At 45.6% G+C, this 21,209-nt stretch carries 17 protein-coding genes; 15 read left to right on the top strand and 2 right to left on the bottom strand.

Annotated elements, in window-relative coordinates; all coding sequences use genetic code 11:
- Positions 1 to 54: 54 nt before the first annotated feature.
- Complete coding sequence (locus BW716_RS21375) at positions 55 to 2,004, bottom strand: glycosyl hydrolase family 18 protein (protein ID WP_083725810.1); 1,950 nt, start codon at positions 2,002 to 2,004, stop codon at positions 55 to 57.
- A 370-nt stretch (positions 2,005 to 2,374) separates the two neighbouring features.
- On the opposite strand from BW716_RS21375, the gene BW716_RS21370 reads away from it, so the two are divergent.
- The 15 genes from BW716_RS21370 to BW716_RS21305 are packed head-to-tail and all read left to right on the top strand — an operon-like array spanning position 2,375 to position 20,041.
- The gene (locus BW716_RS21370; protein WP_083725808.1) at positions 2,375 to 2,947 is read left to right on the top strand and encodes a DUF4255 domain-containing protein; all 573 of its coding nucleotides are present in this window, start codon (positions 2,375 to 2,377) and stop codon (positions 2,945 to 2,947) included.
- Positions 2,948 to 2,970: 23 nt separating this feature from the next.
- Complete coding sequence (locus BW716_RS21365; RefSeq protein ID WP_083725806.1) at positions 2,971 to 3,753, top strand: hypothetical protein; 783 nt, start codon at positions 2,971 to 2,973, stop codon at positions 3,751 to 3,753.
- Positions 3,754 to 3,772: 19 nt separating this feature from the next.
- Positions 3,773 to 5,272, top strand: a complete 1,500-nt coding sequence (locus BW716_RS21360; protein ID WP_083725804.1) for a phage tail sheath C-terminal domain-containing protein — start codon at positions 3,773 to 3,775, stop codon at positions 5,270 to 5,272.
- Positions 5,273 to 5,302: 30 nt separating this feature from the next.
- Positions 5,303 to 5,755 (top strand): phage tail protein, encoded by a 453-nt coding sequence (locus BW716_RS21355; RefSeq protein WP_083725802.1) that lies wholly within the window; start codon positions 5,303 to 5,305, stop codon positions 5,753 to 5,755.
- Between the two features lie 6 nt (positions 5,756 to 5,761).
- Positions 5,762 to 6,214, top strand: coding sequence for a phage tail protein (locus BW716_RS21350; protein ID WP_083725800.1), 453 nt, complete (start codon positions 5,762 to 5,764; stop codon positions 6,212 to 6,214).
- Positions 6,215 to 6,216: 2 nt separating this feature from the next.
- Positions 6,217 to 6,387: a DUF5908 family protein gene (locus tag BW716_RS36850; RefSeq protein WP_179091212.1), complete on the top strand. Its 171-nt coding sequence runs from the start codon at positions 6,217 to 6,219 to the stop codon at positions 6,385 to 6,387.
- A 10-nt stretch (positions 6,388 to 6,397) separates the two neighbouring features.
- Positions 6,398 to 7,066, top strand: coding sequence for a hypothetical protein (locus BW716_RS21345; RefSeq protein WP_083725798.1), 669 nt, complete (start codon positions 6,398 to 6,400; stop codon positions 7,064 to 7,066).
- Entirely contained in the window at positions 7,067 to 8,878 is a 1,812-nt protein-coding gene (gene vgrG, locus BW716_RS21340) for a type VI secretion system tip protein VgrG (protein WP_083725796.1), read from the top strand. It begins immediately after the preceding gene.
- A gap of 12 nt (positions 8,879 to 8,890) precedes the next feature.
- Entirely contained in the window at positions 8,891 to 9,193 is a 303-nt protein-coding gene (locus BW716_RS21335; protein WP_083725794.1) for a PAAR domain-containing protein, read from the top strand.
- Between the two features lies 1 nt (position 9,194).
- Complete coding sequence (locus tag BW716_RS21330; protein WP_083725778.1) at positions 9,195 to 9,605, top strand: GPW/gp25 family protein; 411 nt, start codon at positions 9,195 to 9,197, stop codon at positions 9,603 to 9,605.
- Entirely contained in the window at positions 9,602 to 13,300 is a 3,699-nt protein-coding gene (locus BW716_RS21325; RefSeq protein WP_083725776.1) for a hypothetical protein, read from the top strand. Before BW716_RS21330 ends, BW716_RS21325 begins: the two co-directional genes overlap by 4 nt.
- Before the next feature lie 7 nt (positions 13,301 to 13,307).
- The gene (locus tag BW716_RS21320; protein WP_083725774.1) at positions 13,308 to 14,081 is read left to right on the top strand and encodes a hypothetical protein; all 774 of its coding nucleotides are present in this window, start codon (positions 13,308 to 13,310) and stop codon (positions 14,079 to 14,081) included.
- A complete protein-coding gene (locus tag BW716_RS21315) occupies positions 14,081 to 16,450 on the top strand; it encodes a hypothetical protein (protein ID WP_083725772.1) in 2,370 nt (789 codons plus the stop codon). The genes BW716_RS21320 and BW716_RS21315 overlap by 1 nt, the downstream gene beginning before the upstream one ends.
- Positions 16,434 to 18,716, top strand: coding sequence for a contractile injection system tape measure protein (locus BW716_RS21310; protein WP_083725770.1), 2,283 nt, complete (start codon positions 16,434 to 16,436; stop codon positions 18,714 to 18,716). The genes BW716_RS21315 and BW716_RS21310 overlap by 17 nt, the downstream gene beginning before the upstream one ends.
- Positions 18,701 to 20,041 (top strand): ATP-binding protein, encoded by a 1,341-nt coding sequence (locus BW716_RS21305; RefSeq protein ID WP_083725768.1) that lies wholly within the window; start codon positions 18,701 to 18,703, stop codon positions 20,039 to 20,041. Before BW716_RS21310 ends, BW716_RS21305 begins: the two co-directional genes overlap by 16 nt.
- Before the next feature lie 32 nt (positions 20,042 to 20,073).
- On the opposite strand, the gene BW716_RS21300 is transcribed toward BW716_RS21305, so the two are convergent.
- Entirely contained in the window at positions 20,074 to 21,207 is a 1,134-nt protein-coding gene (locus BW716_RS21300) for an efflux RND transporter periplasmic adaptor subunit (RefSeq protein ID WP_083725766.1), read from the bottom strand.
- Positions 21,208 to 21,209: the final 2 nt, after the last annotated feature.

Genomic DNA, 21,209 nt, shown 5'->3' with positions numbered 1-21,209 from the left:
ATACAACATTGAGATAAAAAAGTATTAAAACCCGGAATGAAATACGCCAAACCTTTATGGCATATCTTTCTTCCTCGCCAACGGGAAAACAAACACCCTCATCAAAATCATCCCCAACACAATACCAATCAAAAAAACCACCAATACATTATACAATGAGATATTTCTACACTCCACAGGATCATCCGTAAGGCCCAGCCACGGCATCCTTTTCGCCAACATCAAACTCGTCGTAAACGACAGCCCAAACAACACAATCAGCCCTATAAACAAATACAACACCTTTTGCCGCCATTTCCAATCCGCGCCATCCATCCGCACTTTATACGCATACACCACTCCAATTATCACCACACAAACAAACAGAAATATCGTCAGGTATTTAAAATATTCATCACTGGCATAATTCTCTGCCCTGATACCGCAAGGATCATGAAACAGCATATGGATCGCCCGGATCTCATGCCTGAACCTCAACTTAATCCGCGTCCACAAACTCAGTTTTTTTACAGGCAATGGTGTTAATCTCACCGTATCCATCCAAACTGTATCCGCCACCACAAATTTATCCGTCAGCTCATCCCACAACTCCCCATACCCGTCATCCGCTCCCAGCGGACAAATTGCCACTCCACCCAATCCATTCCTCAATACATAATCATACTTCACATCCAGCGTAGTCGGATCATTAAACCAGATCTGCACGGTCTTGCCATTCTCCATCTTCTCTACATACGCTGATGCTGCTGTCACATCATAATTGATCATCGTATCTGCCGGAAACGCTTTTTTAATATCCTTATACGCTACATAGGAATAACTCTTCCCCGTCCATTTAATCCCATCATAAGGAAGCATCACAATAAATTGCCCAGGTGCGATAAGCTGATTCACATACCTTGACACTACAGCTTCTATACTGTAATTATTATTCCCTTTCAATGGATCACTACTACCCACTGTAGCTGGCGCCTCTGTAAAATTGATCAGGAAATATTTCACCATCGGGGCGAGCTCTCTCAAATCATACGCCTTATTTTTATCATACGCAGGTATCGTGATTGATACACTATATTTTCCAGGTGCACTATGATCAAGATAATTATATAGTATCGTCACAAATCTTACAAACGCTTCCCGCTCATTTTGTTTCAAATCTTTAAACCAGACATTCACCCCAGCTGCCTCCTGATCCTGCAACGCCAGCAACAAAGAATCTACCAGCTCAAACTGCTGCTCTTCATTTTGTAATAATCCCTTACCTGCTGATAGGGTAAGCAATGTCTTACAAACACCTTTGCTGGCAGCAGTCAATATTTTGGATGATCCCGGCGGTGCAATGGAAAGATAACTCAGCGAAGTGAAATTGTAATTCAAATATGCATCTCCATTATCCTTCGCCTGAATACCGATCACTTCTGCCTCGTGCCCTAACTTTATTTTATACGTTATTCCTGTAGTATCATTGAGTCTCAAGGTATCTACCTGATCAGGGGGTCTGCTGTATAGGGTCCGGATTGTTTTCAATCGTTGTTGTTGTGCTGTATCATTCCGGATCATTGCTTCCTTTTGCTTTAACAGCGGTATGAGCTTCGCTGCCAGCTCGGTCATCTCTTCATCAGTAATAGTCGCTTTCACTAATACAGTATCTGACTTTCGTTTAGATAAACTATCGTTTAGTAGTTGCCGTAATTGCCCGAAGTTTTGACTTCGTTCATTATCCAATGCCCAGTTCAGGTATTTAATCGCTGCCGGCGTAGCTACCAGCGAATCCACAAAAAGTCCGTTGACGATGGTGATCATGCGCTGCTGTTCACGTCTGTGCGCGTTTTTTCTGAACTGTAACATTTCAGTGATCCGCTTTAGCAGTTTCGTCTTGAAAGCCGTGTCCTTCGGCATTTGCTGGCACACAGCAACAGTAGCAGTCATGGTATTACCTGCAAAGAAGAATAGCGTAAGGATGAATAATATAAAACGGAGATAATCCCGCATGCACGGTCTCATTACTTCAATTTAATGTTGTGACTTTGGGCGAGGTCAATGATGCAATAGTAAGGAATCCTCGTAAAAAATATATAATTATTTATTCAAAATAAAATTTGAATAATTTTTATTAACTCCTATATTGCACGTAATTAAGAATTCCTAGCCCGCAGAATTCAAATACTAATTAATTAAACAACTTTAATGACTCCTTAACACTGACGTATCCTAACGTTACGATTGCCTGTTCCCAATATAAGATCCCTCACAATATTGAGTAACTGATATCGTATCGGGCATTCTAAACATATTCTATAACATGGTATGATCATAGTATGTGCTTGCTAACATACATGGTTATACGGGTTGATATTGTCTTAAAACGACCGACATGATCTATGAGACCCTTTCCTGCATTTCTGATGAGATCAATAAATATTTCAACAGGCAACTGCATCTCAGCGAAGACAAAGTAGTGTTGTCGTCCATCGTCAACCAGGATGGTACTATTGCAATCCAGGGCGAAAATAAGGTTGTACTTACGCTCATTAACGTAGAAAAAGAACCACTCGGCAAAAGCGCACCAGGCTTTAATAACGGTAATGTAGCAGCACGAAGCATGCCCCCGGTATGCATCAACCTCTATATACTATTTGCAGCTTATTTCAGTAGTAATAACTATGCGGAAGCATTGCGCTTTCTCTCTTTTATTATTGCATACTTTCAGTCCAGAAATGTGCTGACAAGTGCGAATACTCCTTCGCTGGACAAGCGGATAGATAAACTGATGTTTGAAATGGAGAGTCTGGGTACAGAGCGGTTGAATAATGTATGGGCCACCCTGGGTGCGAAGTATATGCCATCTGTGATATACAAGATGCGTATGCTCACATTCGATGAGGGCGTCATCAGGGAATACAGGCCTGATGTATCGGCACCATCCGGGAGTACCAGCCTTGTATAATTGGGTTTTGTATATAGATATTCATGAGCTATACACTGTTAACAGCGGTTCATTTCCGTCACCACTATTACGCTTCAACCAGGTATGATCAGCTGCAGGTACACATCCCTGTTGCCACGGCAAGAGATCTGCGACGTTATGGCTTGCTGCTGCGGCAGCAGGCTGATGGTATCACCTTGTCTTTTGATGATACCATACTCACCAGGGAAAACATCCTACAGGATGCTTTGACCCTCATTTTTGACCTGTCTTTAAAGGATCACCTCTTTTATAATTACACGGATCTGCAGCAGCACGATCTGCGGAATAGTATACTCCTGTTCACCAATAAAAATAATTCTACGGGCAGGTTACACCAGGAATTATACGTTTCCGCTAGTGAAGTTGCTCCGCTGACAGTACCCTGCTTTGTCCGGCCGTTTGGCCAAATTGAATTGCTGCTGACACAGGAATTACAGTCGAACTATGAGATTCATTTTGCACCGAAGGCTACACACTGGCACTATTTCCTGATGAGCGGGCACTTGCAGGAGATAGCGAAACCAGCTGTAGTGGACCCTTCCGGCACTACGACTTTCAAGGGACCGCAATCTGCTGTGTTGCCGGATGGCCGGAACGTCATTACATTTATCTCCGACACACCCGTCACATTAGCACAGCAACAGTCGCCTTTCATGCTGGTAGATTATGCTACAGGCAGTGATGCCTGGCGTGTAGTCATACCAGAATTGCCCAAACCGGATGTCAGCAGAATATCTGCCGCAGGTGGTGACCCACTGCTTTCGTCTGAGATCTTTTTATACTAATTGTTAAACTGCTCTATCTATGGCCTCACTAATGACACCAGGCGTTTATATCGAAGAAAAGAACGCCTTCCCCAGCTCGGTGGTCGCCGTCGAAACAGCGGTTCCTGTATTTATCGGCTACACGCAGATAGCCGAACGATTCGGGAAATCGCTGATCAACAAGCCCACCCGCATTACTTCCTTTGCGGAGTTCGTAGCGAACTTCGGTGAAGGATTTAAAGCGAAGTTTACCATCGCTGCGGCAGACCCTGCCAAACCCGGTGAAACCTTTATGATCGATAAAAAACCTTTTACGGTAACGATCAATGAGAAAAATACATTGTACCTCTTCAACAGTATTCGTCTCTTTTACGCAAACGGTGGCAGTAACTGTTATATCGTTTCCGTTGGCACCTATGGCGATAAGCCTGATGGAATTGAAATTGCCGGGGAAGACTTTTTCGGCTCTGCTACCAAACCGAATATCTTCGACCTTCTCAAAAAGGAATACGAACCAACCCTGGTGGTCATTCCTGATGCCATCGCACTCGGCGAAGCAGCATACAATACCATTTACACCAAAGTACTCGCGCACTGCCAGGAAACGCAGAGCCGCTTCGGCATCTTCGACCTGGCACAACAAGGCCTGACGGACACCACGGAAGATGTAGTGAAAAAATTCAGGGATGGTATTGGTATCAATTCACTGAACTATGGCGCTGCCTATTACCCCTGGCTAAAAACAGCCATCGTACAACCTAGCGAAGTCACCTTCGCCAATCTGGACGACAAGGTTGATCTGAGCACGCTACTGCCGGAAGTGAACGCGCAAAAAATCGTAACCACCTTCAAAGCTGTCGCTACACCTGATGATGATGCAAAAAAGAATTATCACCAGTCCCTCAAAGCCGCCAGCCCTACCTACACCAGTATCATTGAAGAAATCCGGTCACGCCTGAATGAACTGCCTCCCAGCGGCGCTATTGCAGGACTGTATACCATGGTTGACAATAACCGTGGTGTATGGAAATCTCCCGCCAATGTGAGCATCAACATGGTGACAGCACCTGCTGTAAACATCTCGCATGATGAGCAGAAAGACCTGAACGTCGACGTGATGGCCGGTAAGTCTATCAACGTGATCAGACCTTTCCCAGGTATCGGTGTTCTGGTCTGGGGTGGTAGAACCCTGGACGGTAACAGCGCAGACTGGTGCTATGTCAATGTTCGACGCACCCTCATCATGATCGAGCAATCTATCAAGCTGGCGACCCGTGCATATGTATTCGAACCAAACGATGGCACAACCTGGGTGACCGTAAAAAGCATGATCAACAACTTCCTGAACAACCTCTGGAAACAAGGCGCTCTTGCAGGTGCCGCACCAGAAGCTGCTTATGATGTGCAGATCGGCTTAGGCACCACCATGACCCCACAGGATATCCTGGAAGGCAAGATGCTCATCACGGTTAAAGTAGCCATCGTTCGGCCTGCAGAATTTATCGTGATCACATTCCAGCAACAAATGCAGCAATCATAATATTTTTTCACCCCCTAAAATCATTATAAAATGGCAGATGACGGATCAGCACAGTCACAGACGGTGTGGCCTTTGGTCAAATTCTCCTTCAAGGTGATGTGGGACGGCGCAGAACTGATTTTCCAGGAAGTCACTGGGTTATCGTCCGAAACACAGATCATCGAATACAGAGGTGGCAGTAGCCCTGTATACTCCACAGTGAAAATGCCGGGTATACAGAAGTTCTCAAACATTACCCTGAAGAAAGGCATCTTCAAAGGTGACAAAGCTCTGTGGGACAAATACAGCGCTATCAAGATGAACACCTACAAACGCTCCAGCATCGTTATCAGTCTGCTGGACGAAGGTCAGCAGGTAGCGATGAGCTGGACATTGAAAAATGCCTTCCCATCAAAAATTACGGTGACAGACATGAAATCTGATGCGAACGAAGTGGCCGTAGAAACTATGGAAGTGGCTCACGAAGGTTTAGCTCCAAGTTGATAAATTATGCCGTTTCCCAACACCACTTATTATCCGCCTACGGGCTTTTTTTTCAAGGTGGCATTCGTAGGCATCTTTGGTATGCAGGAAGGCAACTTCATGGAAGTAAACGGCCTTTCTGTATCTATTTCGCCCGAAGAAGTAAAGGAAGGAGGAGAGAACCGGTTCACCCACCGGCTCCCTTCTCCTCCCAAATACGGCAACCTGGTACTGAAGCGGGGCATGGTCATCGAATCTCCGCTCATACTATGGGCACAGCAATGCATCAATGAATTTTCCATCAAACCGAAAACCATCATTGTACAACTGCTGGAAGAGAATGCTATGCCCATCGCTATCTGGTCATTCTTCAATGCATATGCCGTAAAACTGGATTATAGCGGCCTCACTGCCAAAGAAGGACAGATCGTGATTGAAACACTGGAACTCGCTTATGATTTCTTCGAAAAAACCTTGTAACCATGGCGCTTGAAATACGTGAACTGGTCATCAAAGTCACCATTACCTCAGGTCAGACACCCAGACTGGAAGTACCGGATGCAGCCCTGATCCGCCAACTGAAGGATAAGATTGTAAAGGAGTGTATGCAACAATTAAAAGCAGGTTTGAAAACCAGCGCTGAAGACAGATAAACGACGCACAATGCCACAACTGACCAAACTAAAAATAGAGGCGTACAGTGATATGGCCTGTACGCAATCTGTGGGCAAATCTATCTATGCCATGATCAATCCTGCCAGCTTTTCCAAAAGCTATATGACGGATTATAAGAGCAGTGAGGAAATGAATAAGAGCAAGGATACTAAAACATTCAAAAGCAGTGCTGCCAGGTTTGAACTGAGCCTGGTGATTGATGGCACAGGTGTGATACCGTTTCCTGACGGCATCAGATCTGTTGATGATTATATCGACAAACTCAGTGATGTGGTATCCCGTTATGATGGAAATCTCCATCACCGTCACTACCTGAAAATAATATGGGGTGATGTGCTGGTCACTGGTGTCAGTGAAGGCCTCACCATTAACTATAAATTATTCGATTCCGGTGGCGCTACCCTCCGTGCAGAGGCGAAACTCAGACTGGCAGAAACGAAAGACTTTCTGACCAAGAACAAGGAAGCAGGCAAAAACTCTCCGGATCTTACACATATACTTACCGTCAGGGCAGGAGATACACTGCCCCTGATGGCATACCGTATTTATGGCAATTCTTCTTTTTACATAGAGGTCGCACGGTTCAATAACCTGAACAGTGTGCATGCCATCCGCCCAGGTGATCAGTTGTATTTTCCACCACTTAAAAAGATCTAAATGCCGGCTTCATCACCCGCAAATATACAGGACGTCAATTTCACCTTCACCGTTGCAGTTGCAGACAACCCGGTGGAGGAAAAATATCCTATTGTATCTATACAAATCGTGCATGAAGTGAACCGTATCTCATACGCAGAAATCGTGATTGCCGAGGGGCTGAATGAAGATACGGAAGGCGATGCAGGTAATTTTCCCATCAGTGAGGGAGATGATTTCATTCCAGGTAATGAGATCGCTATTTCTGCAGGCTATGGTACAGGTGAGCAAACAGGTATCTTCAAAGGAGTGATCGTAAAACAGGCTATCACAGCCAGTGCAGAAGGTGGAACCAAACTGATCGTGACCTGCAGGCACAAGGCCGTGAAGATGACATACAACAGGAAGGAATGTGAATTTGACGCTATGACAGATAGTGCCATCATGAGCAAACTCGCAGGTAATTATAGTTTAACTGCCACCGTGACCAGCACCAGTTCGCAACTGGAAACCGTATTTCAGAAGATGTCGACAGACTGGGATTTCCTGCTCACAAGAGCGGCATTCAATGGTTTCGTTACTACCATGTATGACGATGATATCACGGTAGGGCTGCCTGATTTTAGTACAGACCCCGTACTTAGCATTGTTATGGGCGATTCCATCATTGACTTCAAAGGAGAAGTGAGTGCTGAAAAACAACCGCCTTCTTTACAAACAGCCGCCTGGGATCCCGGCACACTGGCATTGATCACAGCCGATGCTACAGAGCCGACTGTGACTACACCTGGCAATCAAACAGCCACGTCATTATCCGGCAAACTGGATCAGACGGCCTTCCAGGTCACCTCCACTGTTCCGCTGGTACAGGCAGACCTGAAGACCTGGGCAGACAATCTGCTCCTGCGTATGCGTATGAGCGCTGTAAAAGGGCAGGTTTCTTTTATTGGCAATGGCACAGTAAAACCTGGCGATATGATTACACTCAATGGAGTAGGTGCACGCTTCAATGGCAATGCATACGTAAGCATGGTCAGGCATACCATGGAAGAAGGAGAATGGACTACAACCGTAGGTTTTGGTTTCTCAGAAAAACCTATATACGATAAAGAACAATATTCCTACAGCAATGCAAATGGCCAGGTACCGCCTATTCATGGTCTGCAACTGGCCACGGTGGTTAAGATCTCCGCAGATCCGGGTTCCACCTACCGGGTGCAGGTAAAACCGGTATCTGCCTATGCAGAACAAAAAGGCATCTGGGCAAGACTCGCTAATTACTACGCCACATCAGGCGCCGGTGCGGTGTTTTGTCCGGAGGTCGGTGATGAAGTGATACTGGGTTTCTTGGAAAACGATGCCCGCTATCCCATCATATTGGGCTCGCTGTATGGAAAAGCAAATACACCCCCTTTATCACAGGCAGATGAAAAAAATAACATCAAAGCCCTCTACACGAGGAGCCAGTTGCAGGTGAATTTTGATGATGATAAAAAGATCATCAAAATAACCACCCCCGGTAATAATTCCATTACCATCAGCGATGAAGGCAAAAGTATTACGCTGCAGGATCAGAACAGCAACAGTATCAAACTGGATGATAGCGGTATAACCCTTAACAGTGCAAAAGACATCGTGCTCAAGGCAACCGGGAACATTACAATGGAAGCTACGCAAAAGCTGACTGGCAAAGCCACGCAAGACCTGGAACTCAATGGTATGAACATTAAGCAAACGGCACAGGTAGGTTTTACCGCGCAGGGCAACGCCTCTGCAGAACTTTCTGCTTCCGGTCAAACCGTGATCAAAGGCGGTATGGTGATGATTAACTAAAATAATAACAACATGGGAACTCCCGCAGCCAGACTCACCGATATGCATGTATGCCCGATGGTAACACCGGGCCTGCCACCAATATCACACGTAGGTGGCCCTATAACTGGTCCGGGTATGCCGACAGTGCTCATTGGCAAAATGCCGGCCGCTGTACTGGGCGATATTTGCGTATGTACCGGTCCGCCGGATACCATTGTGAAAGGTTCCGCTACCGTCATGATAGGTGGCAAACCTGCAGCCAGAATGGGCGACAGCACCGCACACGGTGGTTCAATTGTAATAGGATGTCCAACCGTATTAATAGGAGGATAACATGGATATACAATCATTCTTAGGTACAGGCTGGAGCTTCCCGCCTTCTTTTGACAAGGTAGGCCGCACCGCCATTATGGTATCCGATATTGCTGATATCGAAGAAAGCATTCGCATCATTCTCAGTACCATTCCCGGCGAACGACTGATGCAACCCACCTTTGGCTGTGATCTGAATAAGCTGGTCTTCGAAAATTTTGCTTCTTCCCTGATGGGCGAAATGAAGCATATGATCTACTACGCACTCCTGAATTATGAACCAAGAGTGAAAGACGTCAATATTGAATTGCTGAGCAGAGATGAGTTGAAAGGAATACTGCACATTCAATTGAATTATACGGTCATCATTACCAATACCAGGCATAATCTGGTATATCCGTTTTACTTCCTGGAGGGTACAAGTCTTACATGAAGCATCTCTTTGACTATATCAGAGATGGGGTTACTCAGTCAGAGCGTTACCTGCCCGCCTTGCATCCATCGTATGTAAAGATCGATGACCGCAGTCCCGCAGACCTGCTCATGCAGCTGGTGGAGTTTTCAAAACAGATCCGTTATTATAACCTAAAGAACGAACCAGATGGTCACTGGCAGGAATTTCTGCAGGGTGACCTGCGGGTTGTTTTACAATATATCGCACGATTAGATTTTGGCGCTTATCAGACCGTACAACAGGACATTCGGCAGGGACTTGAAAAAGCAGGCAATGAAGAACAACTAAGGGAAGGATTGACAGCCCTGTTTGATCTGTTATATACCATCGCCATCTTACTGGGCCATCAGCTGCAACTGGCCAGAACAGCAGATACAGCGGCGGCCTTCTGGAATTACATTGATCAGGTGATGGACAGTGTGGAACTCGATGTGTACCATCTGTTGAGTTACGAAACCCAGGCACTGGCGCTCTTTCAGCCAGGGACGACCTTACATACCGTCGATCCGTCAGGACAATTCGCCAGAAGTGCACAACGGGCTGCACAGTATCCACATCCCGGCACCTTTCTGGGTTATGAATCCCTGAATGAAATCTACAACCGCCTTCGTGCCACGTTCTATCAGGTGACCAGCGCCGCCAACCGGCAATTGAAATTGCTGGAACCAGAACATCAGCACCATCCGCATATCGGGCTGTTGCTCGCATTTCTTGAATTATACAAACAACTGCAGCAACAGATCAACGGACTCACAGCTCGGCATCTTGAATATTACTATACGACGGTACTCGGCATTCCTTTTAAAAACGCAGAACCGGATGTTGTACATGTGCTGATAGTGCCCATGCCCAATGCCCCTAATCAGGTATTGCCGGAAAATACCTTGTTCCCTGCGGAACTCGTGAAGGGGAAGCCCCATGTGCTATTCCGCCTGTTGTTCAAAATACCCGTATCGCAGACCAGGCTGGTCGCCCTGCGAACCGTGTTTGTTGGTCATCACAAACAGATAAGGGCTCGTGACGATGCGCAACAGGATATGGTAGAAACACAGTTATATATGAAGAAGCAGACCATTCCAACTGCGGCCGCATATTTGCCGGATGCACCTCCTGTACAGTCATGGCCTATGCTGGGTGAAGAACAGGCAGAACTGGGTGACAATAACCGGACCATGGATATCATGTCTATGGGTTTCATACTGGCATCACCGGTATTATGCCTCGAAGAAGGTGCCAGAACAGTGACGATTCATTTATATGGTACACCAGCAAGTTTTGAAAAGCTCAATAGCTATATTTCCAATCTCTCTGTTTTGATGAACAGAAAGGAAGATGTGTTAAAATGGGAACTGCTCTCCTCCGCATTCCAGATCTATTATACCGGGCCGGAAGGATGGCTTTTGATAAAGGAATATACAGCAAGGTTTACAACAGATGGTATACAGATTTCTTATACAATAGGTATGACGGCTCCTCCCGCTGTTGCATACAATCCAAAACTGCATGGCGAAAAGTACCAGATCGTACACCCGATGGTAAAGATCGAGCTCAATAACAGCAGCTTCCATCATCCCTATTCTTACCTGCAATACATGAAACTGGACAGGGTCACTATCCATGCAAAAGTAAAAGGATTCAGGTCGGTGCAGTTGCAGAATAATGTAGGCCCGTTGAGTGCGGCGAATCCATTTCAGTTATTTGGACCAGCCCCTACTGTCGGCAGCTACCTGCAGATCACAAATGCGAATATCTTTAACCGTTATACGAAACAGTTTACCCTGCAGCTGGAATGGCTGGACCTGCCTGCTGTAGAAGGCGGCTTTGATAACTGGTATGCAGATTATAATGCAGGCATAACGAACGATGCTTTCCAGGTAAGCCTAAGCAATATGCGGGATGGCGTCTTTCTGCCTGCAAAAGAAAAGCGGCAACAATTTCACCTGTTCAAATTAGGACAGGATAAGAAATTGTCAGAAAAAACAGACATCCGGCATATCGATTTTCTCAGAATAAATTTCAATAACAGTCCCCGGAAAAGTAGTTACTACGAAGATGGGGTGGTGAGACTGGAACTCACAGGACCACCAGATGCTTTCGGGCATCGCCTGTATACGCAGCTATTCCCGGAAGTTGTAACCCACAATGCGAATAAATGGGCCAAAAAGCGCCGGATCCCAAATCCACCATATATTCCCATTGTGAAATCTATCACAGTGGAGTATGACCTGGAACATACAGAAGTGTTCAAACCAGAACTGGTGGAAGATGTGAATCGGCATACGGCATTGTTACATATCTATCCTTTTGGGTACAGGCTGGCCTATCCGCAGGCAAATGAATCAGAATTTACTTTGCTGCCTGAAGTTGAACATGCAGCGAATTTATATATCGGGCTGGAAAAGGTAAAACAACAGGAAATCCTTTCGTTCTTATTTCAGCTGGAAGAAAAATATTATTCCGACACCACCGGCACACTGCAAAGCTATCAATGGAGCTATCTGCATAATGACAAGTGGTTGCCACTGGAGCAACAGCATATACTGGCGGATAGTACACAAAGCTTTATCCGGAGTGGCATCGTTGTATTAAAAATGCCGATGCTGGATGCCGGCGGCCATACCCGTCTGGAACCCGGTATTCAATGGCTGCGGTTGTCCTGTGCCGAAGCTCCTGCCACACGACCAATGGTGAAAGGCATCTTTCTCAATGCAGGTATTGTCAGAAGGGAACAGGCAGACACTGCGATAAGCACTAGTCTTCCCCCCTTATCTATCAAAAGCCTGCAGAAAGAAGTGAGAGGTATACAGCAGGTCTACCAGCTCTTTCCTTCGTTTGGTGGCAGACCAGCTGAAACAAAGGAAGAGTATTATGTACGTGTGAGCGAAAGGCTCCGGCATAAGAACAGACCAGTATTAGGCGTAGACATTATTCAAATGGTACTGGAAGCCTTCCCGGATATTCTCATTGCCAAGTATATCTCGAATCATGAAGATACAGGGCCAGACCTGCAACTGATCGTGGTACCCCGACTACAGAAAGGAATGGAAATGCCTGAGCCCAGAACTGACCTGGCCACACTCTACAGCATCCGTGATTATGTAAAAAGTCTGATGCCGCCTTATATGGAAGTAGCCGTACACAATCCGGTATACGAGAGAGTAAAGGTGATCTGCGATGTGCGCTTTTATGACAATGATAGCAACTATTACCTGAACAGAATGCAGGATGACATCCATCACTTCCTTACCCCATGGCTTTACGATAAAGATGCGGACCTGAGCATCGGTAGCAGGATTTACCTGACAGACCTGATCAGCTTTATCAGGAAACTGCCATATGTAACGTATATGACAGCATTTTCATTAGTACACTTTTTTACAGAAACGGATCCAAAGACGGGGGAAAAAACATATTGTGCACTGGATACTGCTTTGGAAGATGTTGAATTTATCATGCCTTCCACACCCGGAGCTGTATTAATCCCCGCCAATCACCACCTTATCAATGTTATCAGCGAATCAATATACAGGGAGCCTTCACCCATCGGCATCAATGGCATGATTACCGGCGAAGAGATGATAGTAGGCAAAAAGCTGCTGCCCAATTATGGACATACAGCAGATAACAATGATATGGAAGGAGAAATGATACGATTAAGTATTCACTCAAAATAATTACATTATGGCATCTAAAACATTAGGCAGAGAAGAGCTGAAAGAGCATTTTAAAAATGGGAAAATACCTACTGAAACCCATTTTGCCTTCCTGATTGATTCTGCCATCAATAAGCAGGAAGACGGGTTTGCAAAAGATGAAGAAAATGGCTTACAGGTAAAGGCGTTGGGTACTTCTAACAAATTGATCAGCTTTTACCGCAATACAAACGAACAATCGCCATTTTTCATGATGGAAAAAGATGAGCGCACCAGCCCGACCCTGCGCATGCAGGCATTTACCACAGAAACAGAAGAAGTAAAGCGGGATGCGCATAGTGTATTCCTACATTCCAATGGCAGTATGGGGTTGGGAGCACCCTGTAGTGAAAACACCCGATTGCAGGTCAATGGTTTTATTGCCATGGAGGGCCGTGTAGGCAATTATATTTGTGGCACGATACCCGCCAATGGAAAATGGCAGGATATACTAATAGGTCTCAATAATTGCCAGGCGATGGAAGTAATGGCAAGGGTTGGCATAAAGAATACAGGCCGGTTTGCCATCATGCATGCCATCGCTGTGAGTGCCTTTGGTAACGGGCGCAATAGCATTCGCAGTACGGATGCGTACTATGGTTTCTTCTGGAACAGACTTCGCCTGCGATGGAAAGGAAATACAAAGAATTATAGCCTGCAGTTACGCACAAACAGCAACTATGGTAAAGATGTAGAAATTTATTACAGGATCACCCGACTGTGGGATGATGCATCGTTCTTACCTGCTGAATGTTATCACTAATGAACAGTAAGCCTATACAGATCAAAAAGGAGGGGCCCTCTGATTATGAGAGACTGAGAGATGAGGCATTGGTCATGGTGCAAAAGTTATCCGGGCATATATGGACAGACTATAACATTCATGATCCGGGTGTGACCATGCTGGAACAGTTGTGCTTTGCAATGACGGACCTGCGCTACAAAACAGGTTTCCCTATAGAGGAAATTCTGGCCGGCCCCACAGGACATATCGATCCAAAGGCACATGCCTTTTTTAACAAAGGAGAAGTGCTGAGCTCAGGCCCGGTAACCACTACCGATTTCTGTAAACTCCTGCTTGGGCAGGTAGTGGGTGTAGAGCAGGTGTGGATAGAACCCGTGGTTGCGAAGTCTGGTAGTACAATCTGTAAAGGTATCTTCAAAGTATTGGTACAGCCGGATGAGAGCATTACCACCACCGGGCAATACGATCAGCTGAAAGAAGATGTCAAAGGTTGTTTGATGCGGTACCGCAGCCTGGGAGAAAACTTTGAAGAGATTACGATACTGCGTCCCCTCAACATAGCTATTAAGGCTGCAATACTCGTCGATGGCAAACAACACGTCAAGGAAACACTGGCCTATATCTGCAATACAATTGAGCAGACCATTCATCCCCCGGTAAGATTTCTCTCAGAAGCTGAATTGCTCGCAATGGGAAAGACCACGGAAGAAATCTACTCGGGTCCTTTGCTCTCCGGCGGCTTTATTCCTGATGAAGACCTCAAACCATTAAGGATACAGGTAGATCCTGCAGAACTAATCAAAGCCATTTCCAGCCTTGATGGCGTATTGCAGGTGAAGTACCTGTACCTCTCTCTGGATGGTAACAACTTTAGTAACAAACAGGTGCGCATACCATCCGGTTATTTTGCATCCGTTGATATCAGTAACAGTATGAATGATATCAGCATCGTCAGTGACCAGTTTGAACATCATTCGCAGGACGCGCTTTTCTGGAATGTATTCGAGCGGATCAAGGAAATCCGGAAACGACATTATACAGGACAGCAGGTAGCAATGATCGATACTACGCTGCAAAGTACATACAGAGATCTGGGTAAATATTATTCCATACAACATTTTTTCCCTGCTATCTATGGGATAGGACGGGAAGGCATTTCCAAAGATGAAACAGATGCAAGAAAAGCACAGGCGAAGCAATTAAAGGGATATTTGTTGTTTTTTGAGCAGGTACTGGCCAATTACGCGGCACAGCTGGGCAATATCAGCCATTTCTTTTCCCCTGCGGAGAAATCTACCTACTTTTCCCAATCCCTGGATGACGTTCCGGGTATAGCACAACTATTGGATCCGGGATACCTGGATGCATTGCCACAGACCGGAGAATCGAACGAACGGAAAGAGGCTGTTTTAGACCATTTACTGGCCAGATTTAATCTACCCTTGCTACCATATCCAATTACCCTCTTTCAGCGCTTATATGGAGGCATTAGCACCTTGGAATGGAAAGCAGGATTGCTCAAAAAACTGCCCGATTTGATGTATGCACGTATACAGGCAGAAGCTGGTGGGTATCAGGAAGCCCTGCGGCAATTGTTGTTCATACACCAGGAACAGGGCGAACGACTGACGGCCGTATTTGAGAAATCCCACCTGAGTATTACAAATGATCATCCTTCGGAGGAATTTACGGTGTATATATCCGATGAGATACTGCATGTGGTGAGTGAAATACCACCGGATGAAGAAGGTTATTATTTCGGGCATCAACCGCTGCATTTACTCAAATATGGAATTGATCCGGTGCATTACAGAATTGTGGAAAACCACGATCATTATCTTGTATTATACAAATCGCCCGGTCAGCGCATCTGGCAGGCAGTAGCCAGACATACCACCCAGGAAGCAGCCCTTGCTGCGCAGATAGCCATGATCCGGCATCTCAAAAACATCAGTATACAATCGGAAGGGTTTTATGTGGTGGAACATACCCTGCTCAAACCCTTGTTTACAGATCCTGTTTATGGATTCAGGGTGAAGAACAGCAAAGGAGAAGTGTTGAAAGAAGCACATCACCTCACCTTCGTGGATAGAGAAAAGGCCCTGGAGGATGTAAGCGGGCATATAGAATTCTTTGTTATGGCCACTCCCTGGCATGTGCTGCCTGAATCCTTTTTTAAGTTTAATATTACCATTGTACTCTCCGCATGGCCGGCCAGGTGCCAGTATGAAGAGTTCAGACGATTCACAGAATCACTGTTCAGGGACCTGACACCTACACAATACAAATTGAAATTCCGCTGGCTGGGCGTAAATGATATGCGGAAATTTGAGGCCGCTTATTTTGATCAGGACAATAAAGATAAAATACTTGACTTTCTCACATAAGATACAGCAGATAGTGATGGATGCGACCTTTACAGAAAGGGAGCTGGCTGGTGAATTGCAGGACAGGATCAGCCGCGTGTTCAATCAAAGTATAGAACCGGCTACGGCCACGTTGTTCAACCAATTGGGCGCGAACGGAGAAAGTGTGTGGATTGAGCGGCTGGAACTGGATCTGGGGGAGCTCGCGTATGACAATTTTGAGCAGCAAATAACGGATCGCATTATCGCAGCACTCCGTGATGCGCTGGAAGGCAAGCTGGAACTGTTGACGCAGGATACCGGCAATTTGTATTTTAAAGATGAAACGGAACGACTATATGCCTTGCTGGAACATTACCTGGTGACAGGTACCTTGCCATGGTGGGCGGATAGTAGCGAAGGCGCATTGCTGGATGAATACATGATCCGGCTGACCACCACTACACCGGATCGCTTTGGCAGGTTTATCATCGGCATTAGTCAGACAGACTATGTACTGCGCCGGATTGTCTACCACTTTTCCAGGCATACGCTGGAAAAGCTGATATCCTTACTGGAACCGGATCAGGCGGAGTTTATCTATGGTTACATTGCCAATGTGCTGATGCTGCAACAACAACGGCCAGCAGTTAAAGCCACGCAGGAAGAATTTGAAAAAATGGTGTGGCTGTTTGTACTTACTTATCTCGTAACAGATAACAGCGGTCAGTTTAACAGGAAGACGTTCATTCGCCGTAACCTGGAACAACTGGCGCATCACTTCAATATCGGCTATATACGATTGCTGTATACCTTCAGACAGGCATTGATCTTTTATAAAAAAGAAATACCGGCAGGCTCACTGGCTGCCCTGATCAGGGAACTGTATGAAGAGAAATTCTCGGATGTATCGCCTACCATTGCGACTACAAGGGAATCAGTGCTGGCGTATTTTTTACTCGTTACATCCGGAGATGTTATGGTTCGGCGTATATTGGATCCCTATGGTCCCAATGTACCGCTCCCTGCATCATGGATCGGGTATGACACCATACCGGATCAATCGGATAGGGAAGAGGTATGGCAACAGGCTGTGTTCCTGATTACCTTATTCTTAAGCGGTGAAGCCCTGCCATATTGGTTTACACAACTGCAACCCGGTTTACAAAATGGGCTCTTGCAACAGGCGATTATATTATTATACCGAAAAAGAGCCGTGTTGTTATTTTCCCTGTGGGAGAAGTCGGTGCGGTTCCCCCAAATCCGACTAAGAATGCACCAGCTGTTTGCCAAACCTGTCAATCCATTGGAAGAGCAGATTCAAAAACAACTGGCAGAATATGTAGAGCGCGATACCATCCGTTATTTGCAGGAGACATTGAATGACCACCAGACGGATAGCTTTATAGAGGTCTGGCGCAAAGCCACCGATAAAAAACGATTTTACACACAGGTATTGCAGGCGGCACCGGCGATACAACGAATTGCCCATTTACTGAGAGAAGAAGAATTCTGGTTACTATTGGCAGATGCACCCATATTCACGGTGGATATACTGAAGGAAATGCAGGAAGAACTCGTACTGCTGGGTGCCGACAATATTGAAAGGGAACGGATCCGGCATTTATTCAGGGTCTTTAACCTGCAATGGTTGGGAGGGAAATTGATCCTGAAAGATGCGGAGCAATATAAAAAGGCTTTACATGATTTCCTGAAACAGTTTGATGAAAGAGCAACCCGCCGTATATTACAGCCAATAACACCAGAAATTCCAAAGAAGAAGATGGCTACATCAGAACAGGAAGGTATACGTATCAACAATGCAGGATTGGTACTATTGCATCCTTATTTCCATACCTACTTCAACCGGTTGCAATTATTGCAAAATGGTAAATTCGTAGATTCAAAGGCGCAACAAAGGGCTATCCGGTTATTGCAACTACTCGTAGATGGCCGGACCGATCATGCAGAACATGAACTGGTACTAAATAAGATCCTTTGCAATTATCCGCTGGAACAACCATTGACACCAGATATTGAAATTACGCAACCTGAAAAGGAGTTAGCCGTCCAACTCATCAACGCTGCCATTCAGCAATGGGAGAAAATGAGAAACAGTAGTGTAGATAGTTTTCGCGCCAGCTTTCTACAACGTGAAGGATTGGTATGGCAGGCCCAGGACGCCTGGTTTCAAAAAGTGACGCCGCGGGGATACGATATTATTTTACAAACCCTGCCATGGAGTTTTGGTATGATCAAAACTTCCTGGACAGATAAATTCTTTTATACGGAATGGACACCCTGCTGATCAGTTCAAATGCCATCGTTTTACAACAGGAGTTTACGTGGCTCAGAGAGGTACTGGAAGTACGCATGCAGCAATACTTTGAAAAAAGTACTATCTCTTCCCCTGCGCCACCGGCATTACCTTCCGATGATTCAGTGTATGCGCGGATCCTGAAACACTACAATGTCACCATCCCCGAAAGGATCTTATTATTACTCGCACTCGCTCCCCATATCCAACCACAGTTGCTTGATATCTTTTACCTCAGGAATAGCACTTACGATAGAGGGTTTACAGAATTTGGAGGTATCAAAGGCCAGCAACACGGCGGCTTTCTGCCTACCGGAGAAACTGCCGCTTTTGTAATAGCAGGCGATCAGCTGGAACAGCGATTCCTCTTGCAACAATTATTAGGACCCGATCATTTCTTCGCCAAACATAATATCCTGCGTATTCAACCCGCACATGCAGATGAACCATTCTTTAGTGGCGCATTGCAGGTAACGAATGAATACCTCAGTTATTTTACCTTAGGTACACCTCATAAACCTGACTACAGTATACACTTTCCTGCCAAAAGAATTGAAACGGGTCTGGACTGGAACGACCTGGTACTGGATGAACGAACCATGGCCGAAGTCGATGAAATAAGAACCTGGGTTGAATATGGACAGACACTGCTGCAGGACTGGAAAATGAGTAACAAAATCAAACCCGGCTACCGGGCATTGTTTTATGGGCCTCCGGGTACCGGCAAATCCTTAACAGCCTGCCTGTTGGGTAAGACCTTCGGGCTGGATGTATACCGTATTGACCTATCCATGGTCGTATCAAAATTCATAGGAGAGACTGAGAAAAATCTGGCGGGTGTATTTGATCAGGCCATCAATAAAAACTGGATATTATTCTTTGACGAGGCTGATGCATTGTTTGGGAAGAGAAGCAACACCACCTCTTCAAATGACCGCTATGCAAATCAGGAAGTAGCTTACCTGTTACAAAGGATCGAAGATTTTCCGGGATTGGTGGTACTGGCTACAAACTTAAAAGCAAATATAGACGAAGCTTTTGGTCGCCGCTTTCAGTCGATGATCTATTTTCCTGTACCGGGGCCTGCACAACGTGAACGGCTCTGGCAACAATCATTCCCAGCACATGTGACCATGGAAGACGCTTCTCTGTTATCTGAGGTGGCTAAAAAGTATGAGATGACTGGTGGGGCTATTATCAACGTATCGCGACATAGTTGTCTTGCAGCTTTAAAAAGAGGCGATATATCCATCTTACAAAAAGATATACTGGCAGGGATCAGGAAGGAGTTTGGAAAAGAAGGGAAAACAATTTAGGGACTGGCAGAAAATGCCAGCCCCTGTTTTTATTATTCATCCTCTCCGCTATTCTTCATTTTCATGAGAACAGAATAGGCATTGTCTATCACATATTCTCCTTCAGGTAAAACAGTTTTTATTTCAGTGAAACCATCAGTATGCGCACCTAGTTCTACAGGCACCATGGTATACATATAGCCGGTATCCGCTTTGAACACATAGTTTTTACCCTGCCACTTTACAATCGCAGCATCCGGTAATGCTTTTACCTGCGCATTGTTCAAGGCAATTTCAGCATTCATAAACATACCCGGTACCAGTCGCTTATCGTATTTCTTCAGGTGACAGTGTACTTCTGCAGCATGTGTTTCATCTACACCCTGTGTAATGAAGTGTACTTCCGCCTGATATTTTTCACTGCTGTTATTCGACCAGGCAATCACTTCCTGCCCATGACTGATCTGAGAAATGTCTTTCTCAAATACAGTGAGACTCAGGTGCAGGTCGGCCGGATCCATCAGTTCAAACAACACGTCAGTAGGCGCTACATACTTGCCGGTGTTTACATTCACCTTGCTTACAAATCCACTGATGGGTGCGGGTATGCTGATCTGGCGACTAATGTTTGATGATTGCAGGTTTGCCGGATTGATGTTGATCAGGTGCAGTTTCTCGGAGAGAGAACGTACGATCACCTTCTGGCTTTCATAGTCGCTCTTTACCTGTTGCAATACTTTGTCGCTGTTCGCCTTGGACTGGTTCAGCTCCTGCTGACGGGCAAAATCTGCTTCAAGGAAGGTCAGCTTGTTTTTGGCCACAAGGTAATCTTCCTGTAACTGTACATACTGCGGATCTTCCAGCACTGCCAATACCTGTCCTTTCTTTACCTGCATCCCCGGCAGCAGGTTCATGGTCTTCAGATACCCACCCAATGGGATGCTGATAGAGACGAGGTTTTGAGGAGGTACGTCGATCACACCGTTCACCCTCAGTGAGGTATGCATCTTTTTCAGTTCAGGCTTCCCGGTGATGACACCTGCATTCTTGACCTGTATAGCTGACAATTGTACGATATTGCTGCTATCTACAGCATTCGTTTTGGTCGTTTCCTTATTACCGGATGAAGAGTGACAGCCGGTCATGATGATCAGTGAGCTTGCAAGAACGTTTAATATATCCCGCATGT

The sequence above is a fragment of the [Flexibacter] sp. ATCC 35208 genome (assembly GCF_001975825.1).
Taxonomy (GTDB): Bacteria; Bacteroidota; Bacteroidia; order Chitinophagales; family Chitinophagaceae; genus Chitinophaga.
The sequence above is the reverse complement of the archived record's forward strand: the minus strand, read 5'-3'. Positions and strand labels throughout refer to the sequence as shown.

Coding starts and splice junctions, on each gene's coding strand:
- BW716_RS21335 (WP_083725794.1), top strand. CDS start 8,891: ATGGGAACTCCCGCAGCCAGACTCACCGATATGCATGTATGCCCGATG.
- BW716_RS36850 (WP_179091212.1), top strand. CDS start 6,217: ATGGCGCTTGAAATACGTGAACTGGTCATCAAAGTCACCATTACCTCA.
- BW716_RS21345 (WP_083725798.1), top strand. CDS start 6,398: ATGCCACAACTGACCAAACTAAAAATAGAGGCGTACAGTGATATGGCC.
- BW716_RS21325 (WP_083725776.1), top strand. CDS start 9,602: ATGAAGCATCTCTTTGACTATATCAGAGATGGGGTTACTCAGTCAGAG.
- BW716_RS21375 (WP_083725810.1), bottom strand. CDS start 2,004: ATGAGACCGTGCATGCGGGATTATCTCCGTTTTATATTATTCATCCTT.
- BW716_RS21315 (WP_083725772.1), top strand. CDS start 14,081: ATGAACAGTAAGCCTATACAGATCAAAAAGGAGGGGCCCTCTGATTAT.
- BW716_RS21365 (WP_083725806.1), top strand. CDS start 2,971: ATGAGCTATACACTGTTAACAGCGGTTCATTTCCGTCACCACTATTAC.
- BW716_RS21360 (WP_083725804.1), top strand. CDS start 3,773: ATGGCCTCACTAATGACACCAGGCGTTTATATCGAAGAAAAGAACGCC.
- BW716_RS21320 (WP_083725774.1), top strand. CDS start 13,308: ATGGCATCTAAAACATTAGGCAGAGAAGAGCTGAAAGAGCATTTTAAA.
- vgrG (WP_083725796.1), top strand. CDS start 7,067: ATGCCGGCTTCATCACCCGCAAATATACAGGACGTCAATTTCACCTTC.
- BW716_RS21305 (WP_083725768.1), top strand. CDS start 18,701: ATGGACACCCTGCTGATCAGTTCAAATGCCATCGTTTTACAACAGGAG.
- BW716_RS21300 (WP_083725766.1), bottom strand. CDS start 21,207: ATGCGGGATATATTAAACGTTCTTGCAAGCTCACTGATCATCATGACC.
- BW716_RS21350 (WP_083725800.1), top strand. CDS start 5,762: ATGCCGTTTCCCAACACCACTTATTATCCGCCTACGGGCTTTTTTTTC.
- BW716_RS21355 (WP_083725802.1), top strand. CDS start 5,303: ATGGCAGATGACGGATCAGCACAGTCACAGACGGTGTGGCCTTTGGTC.
- BW716_RS21370 (WP_083725808.1), top strand. CDS start 2,375: ATGATCTATGAGACCCTTTCCTGCATTTCTGATGAGATCAATAAATAT.
- BW716_RS21330 (WP_083725778.1), top strand. CDS start 9,195: ATGGATATACAATCATTCTTAGGTACAGGCTGGAGCTTCCCGCCTTCT.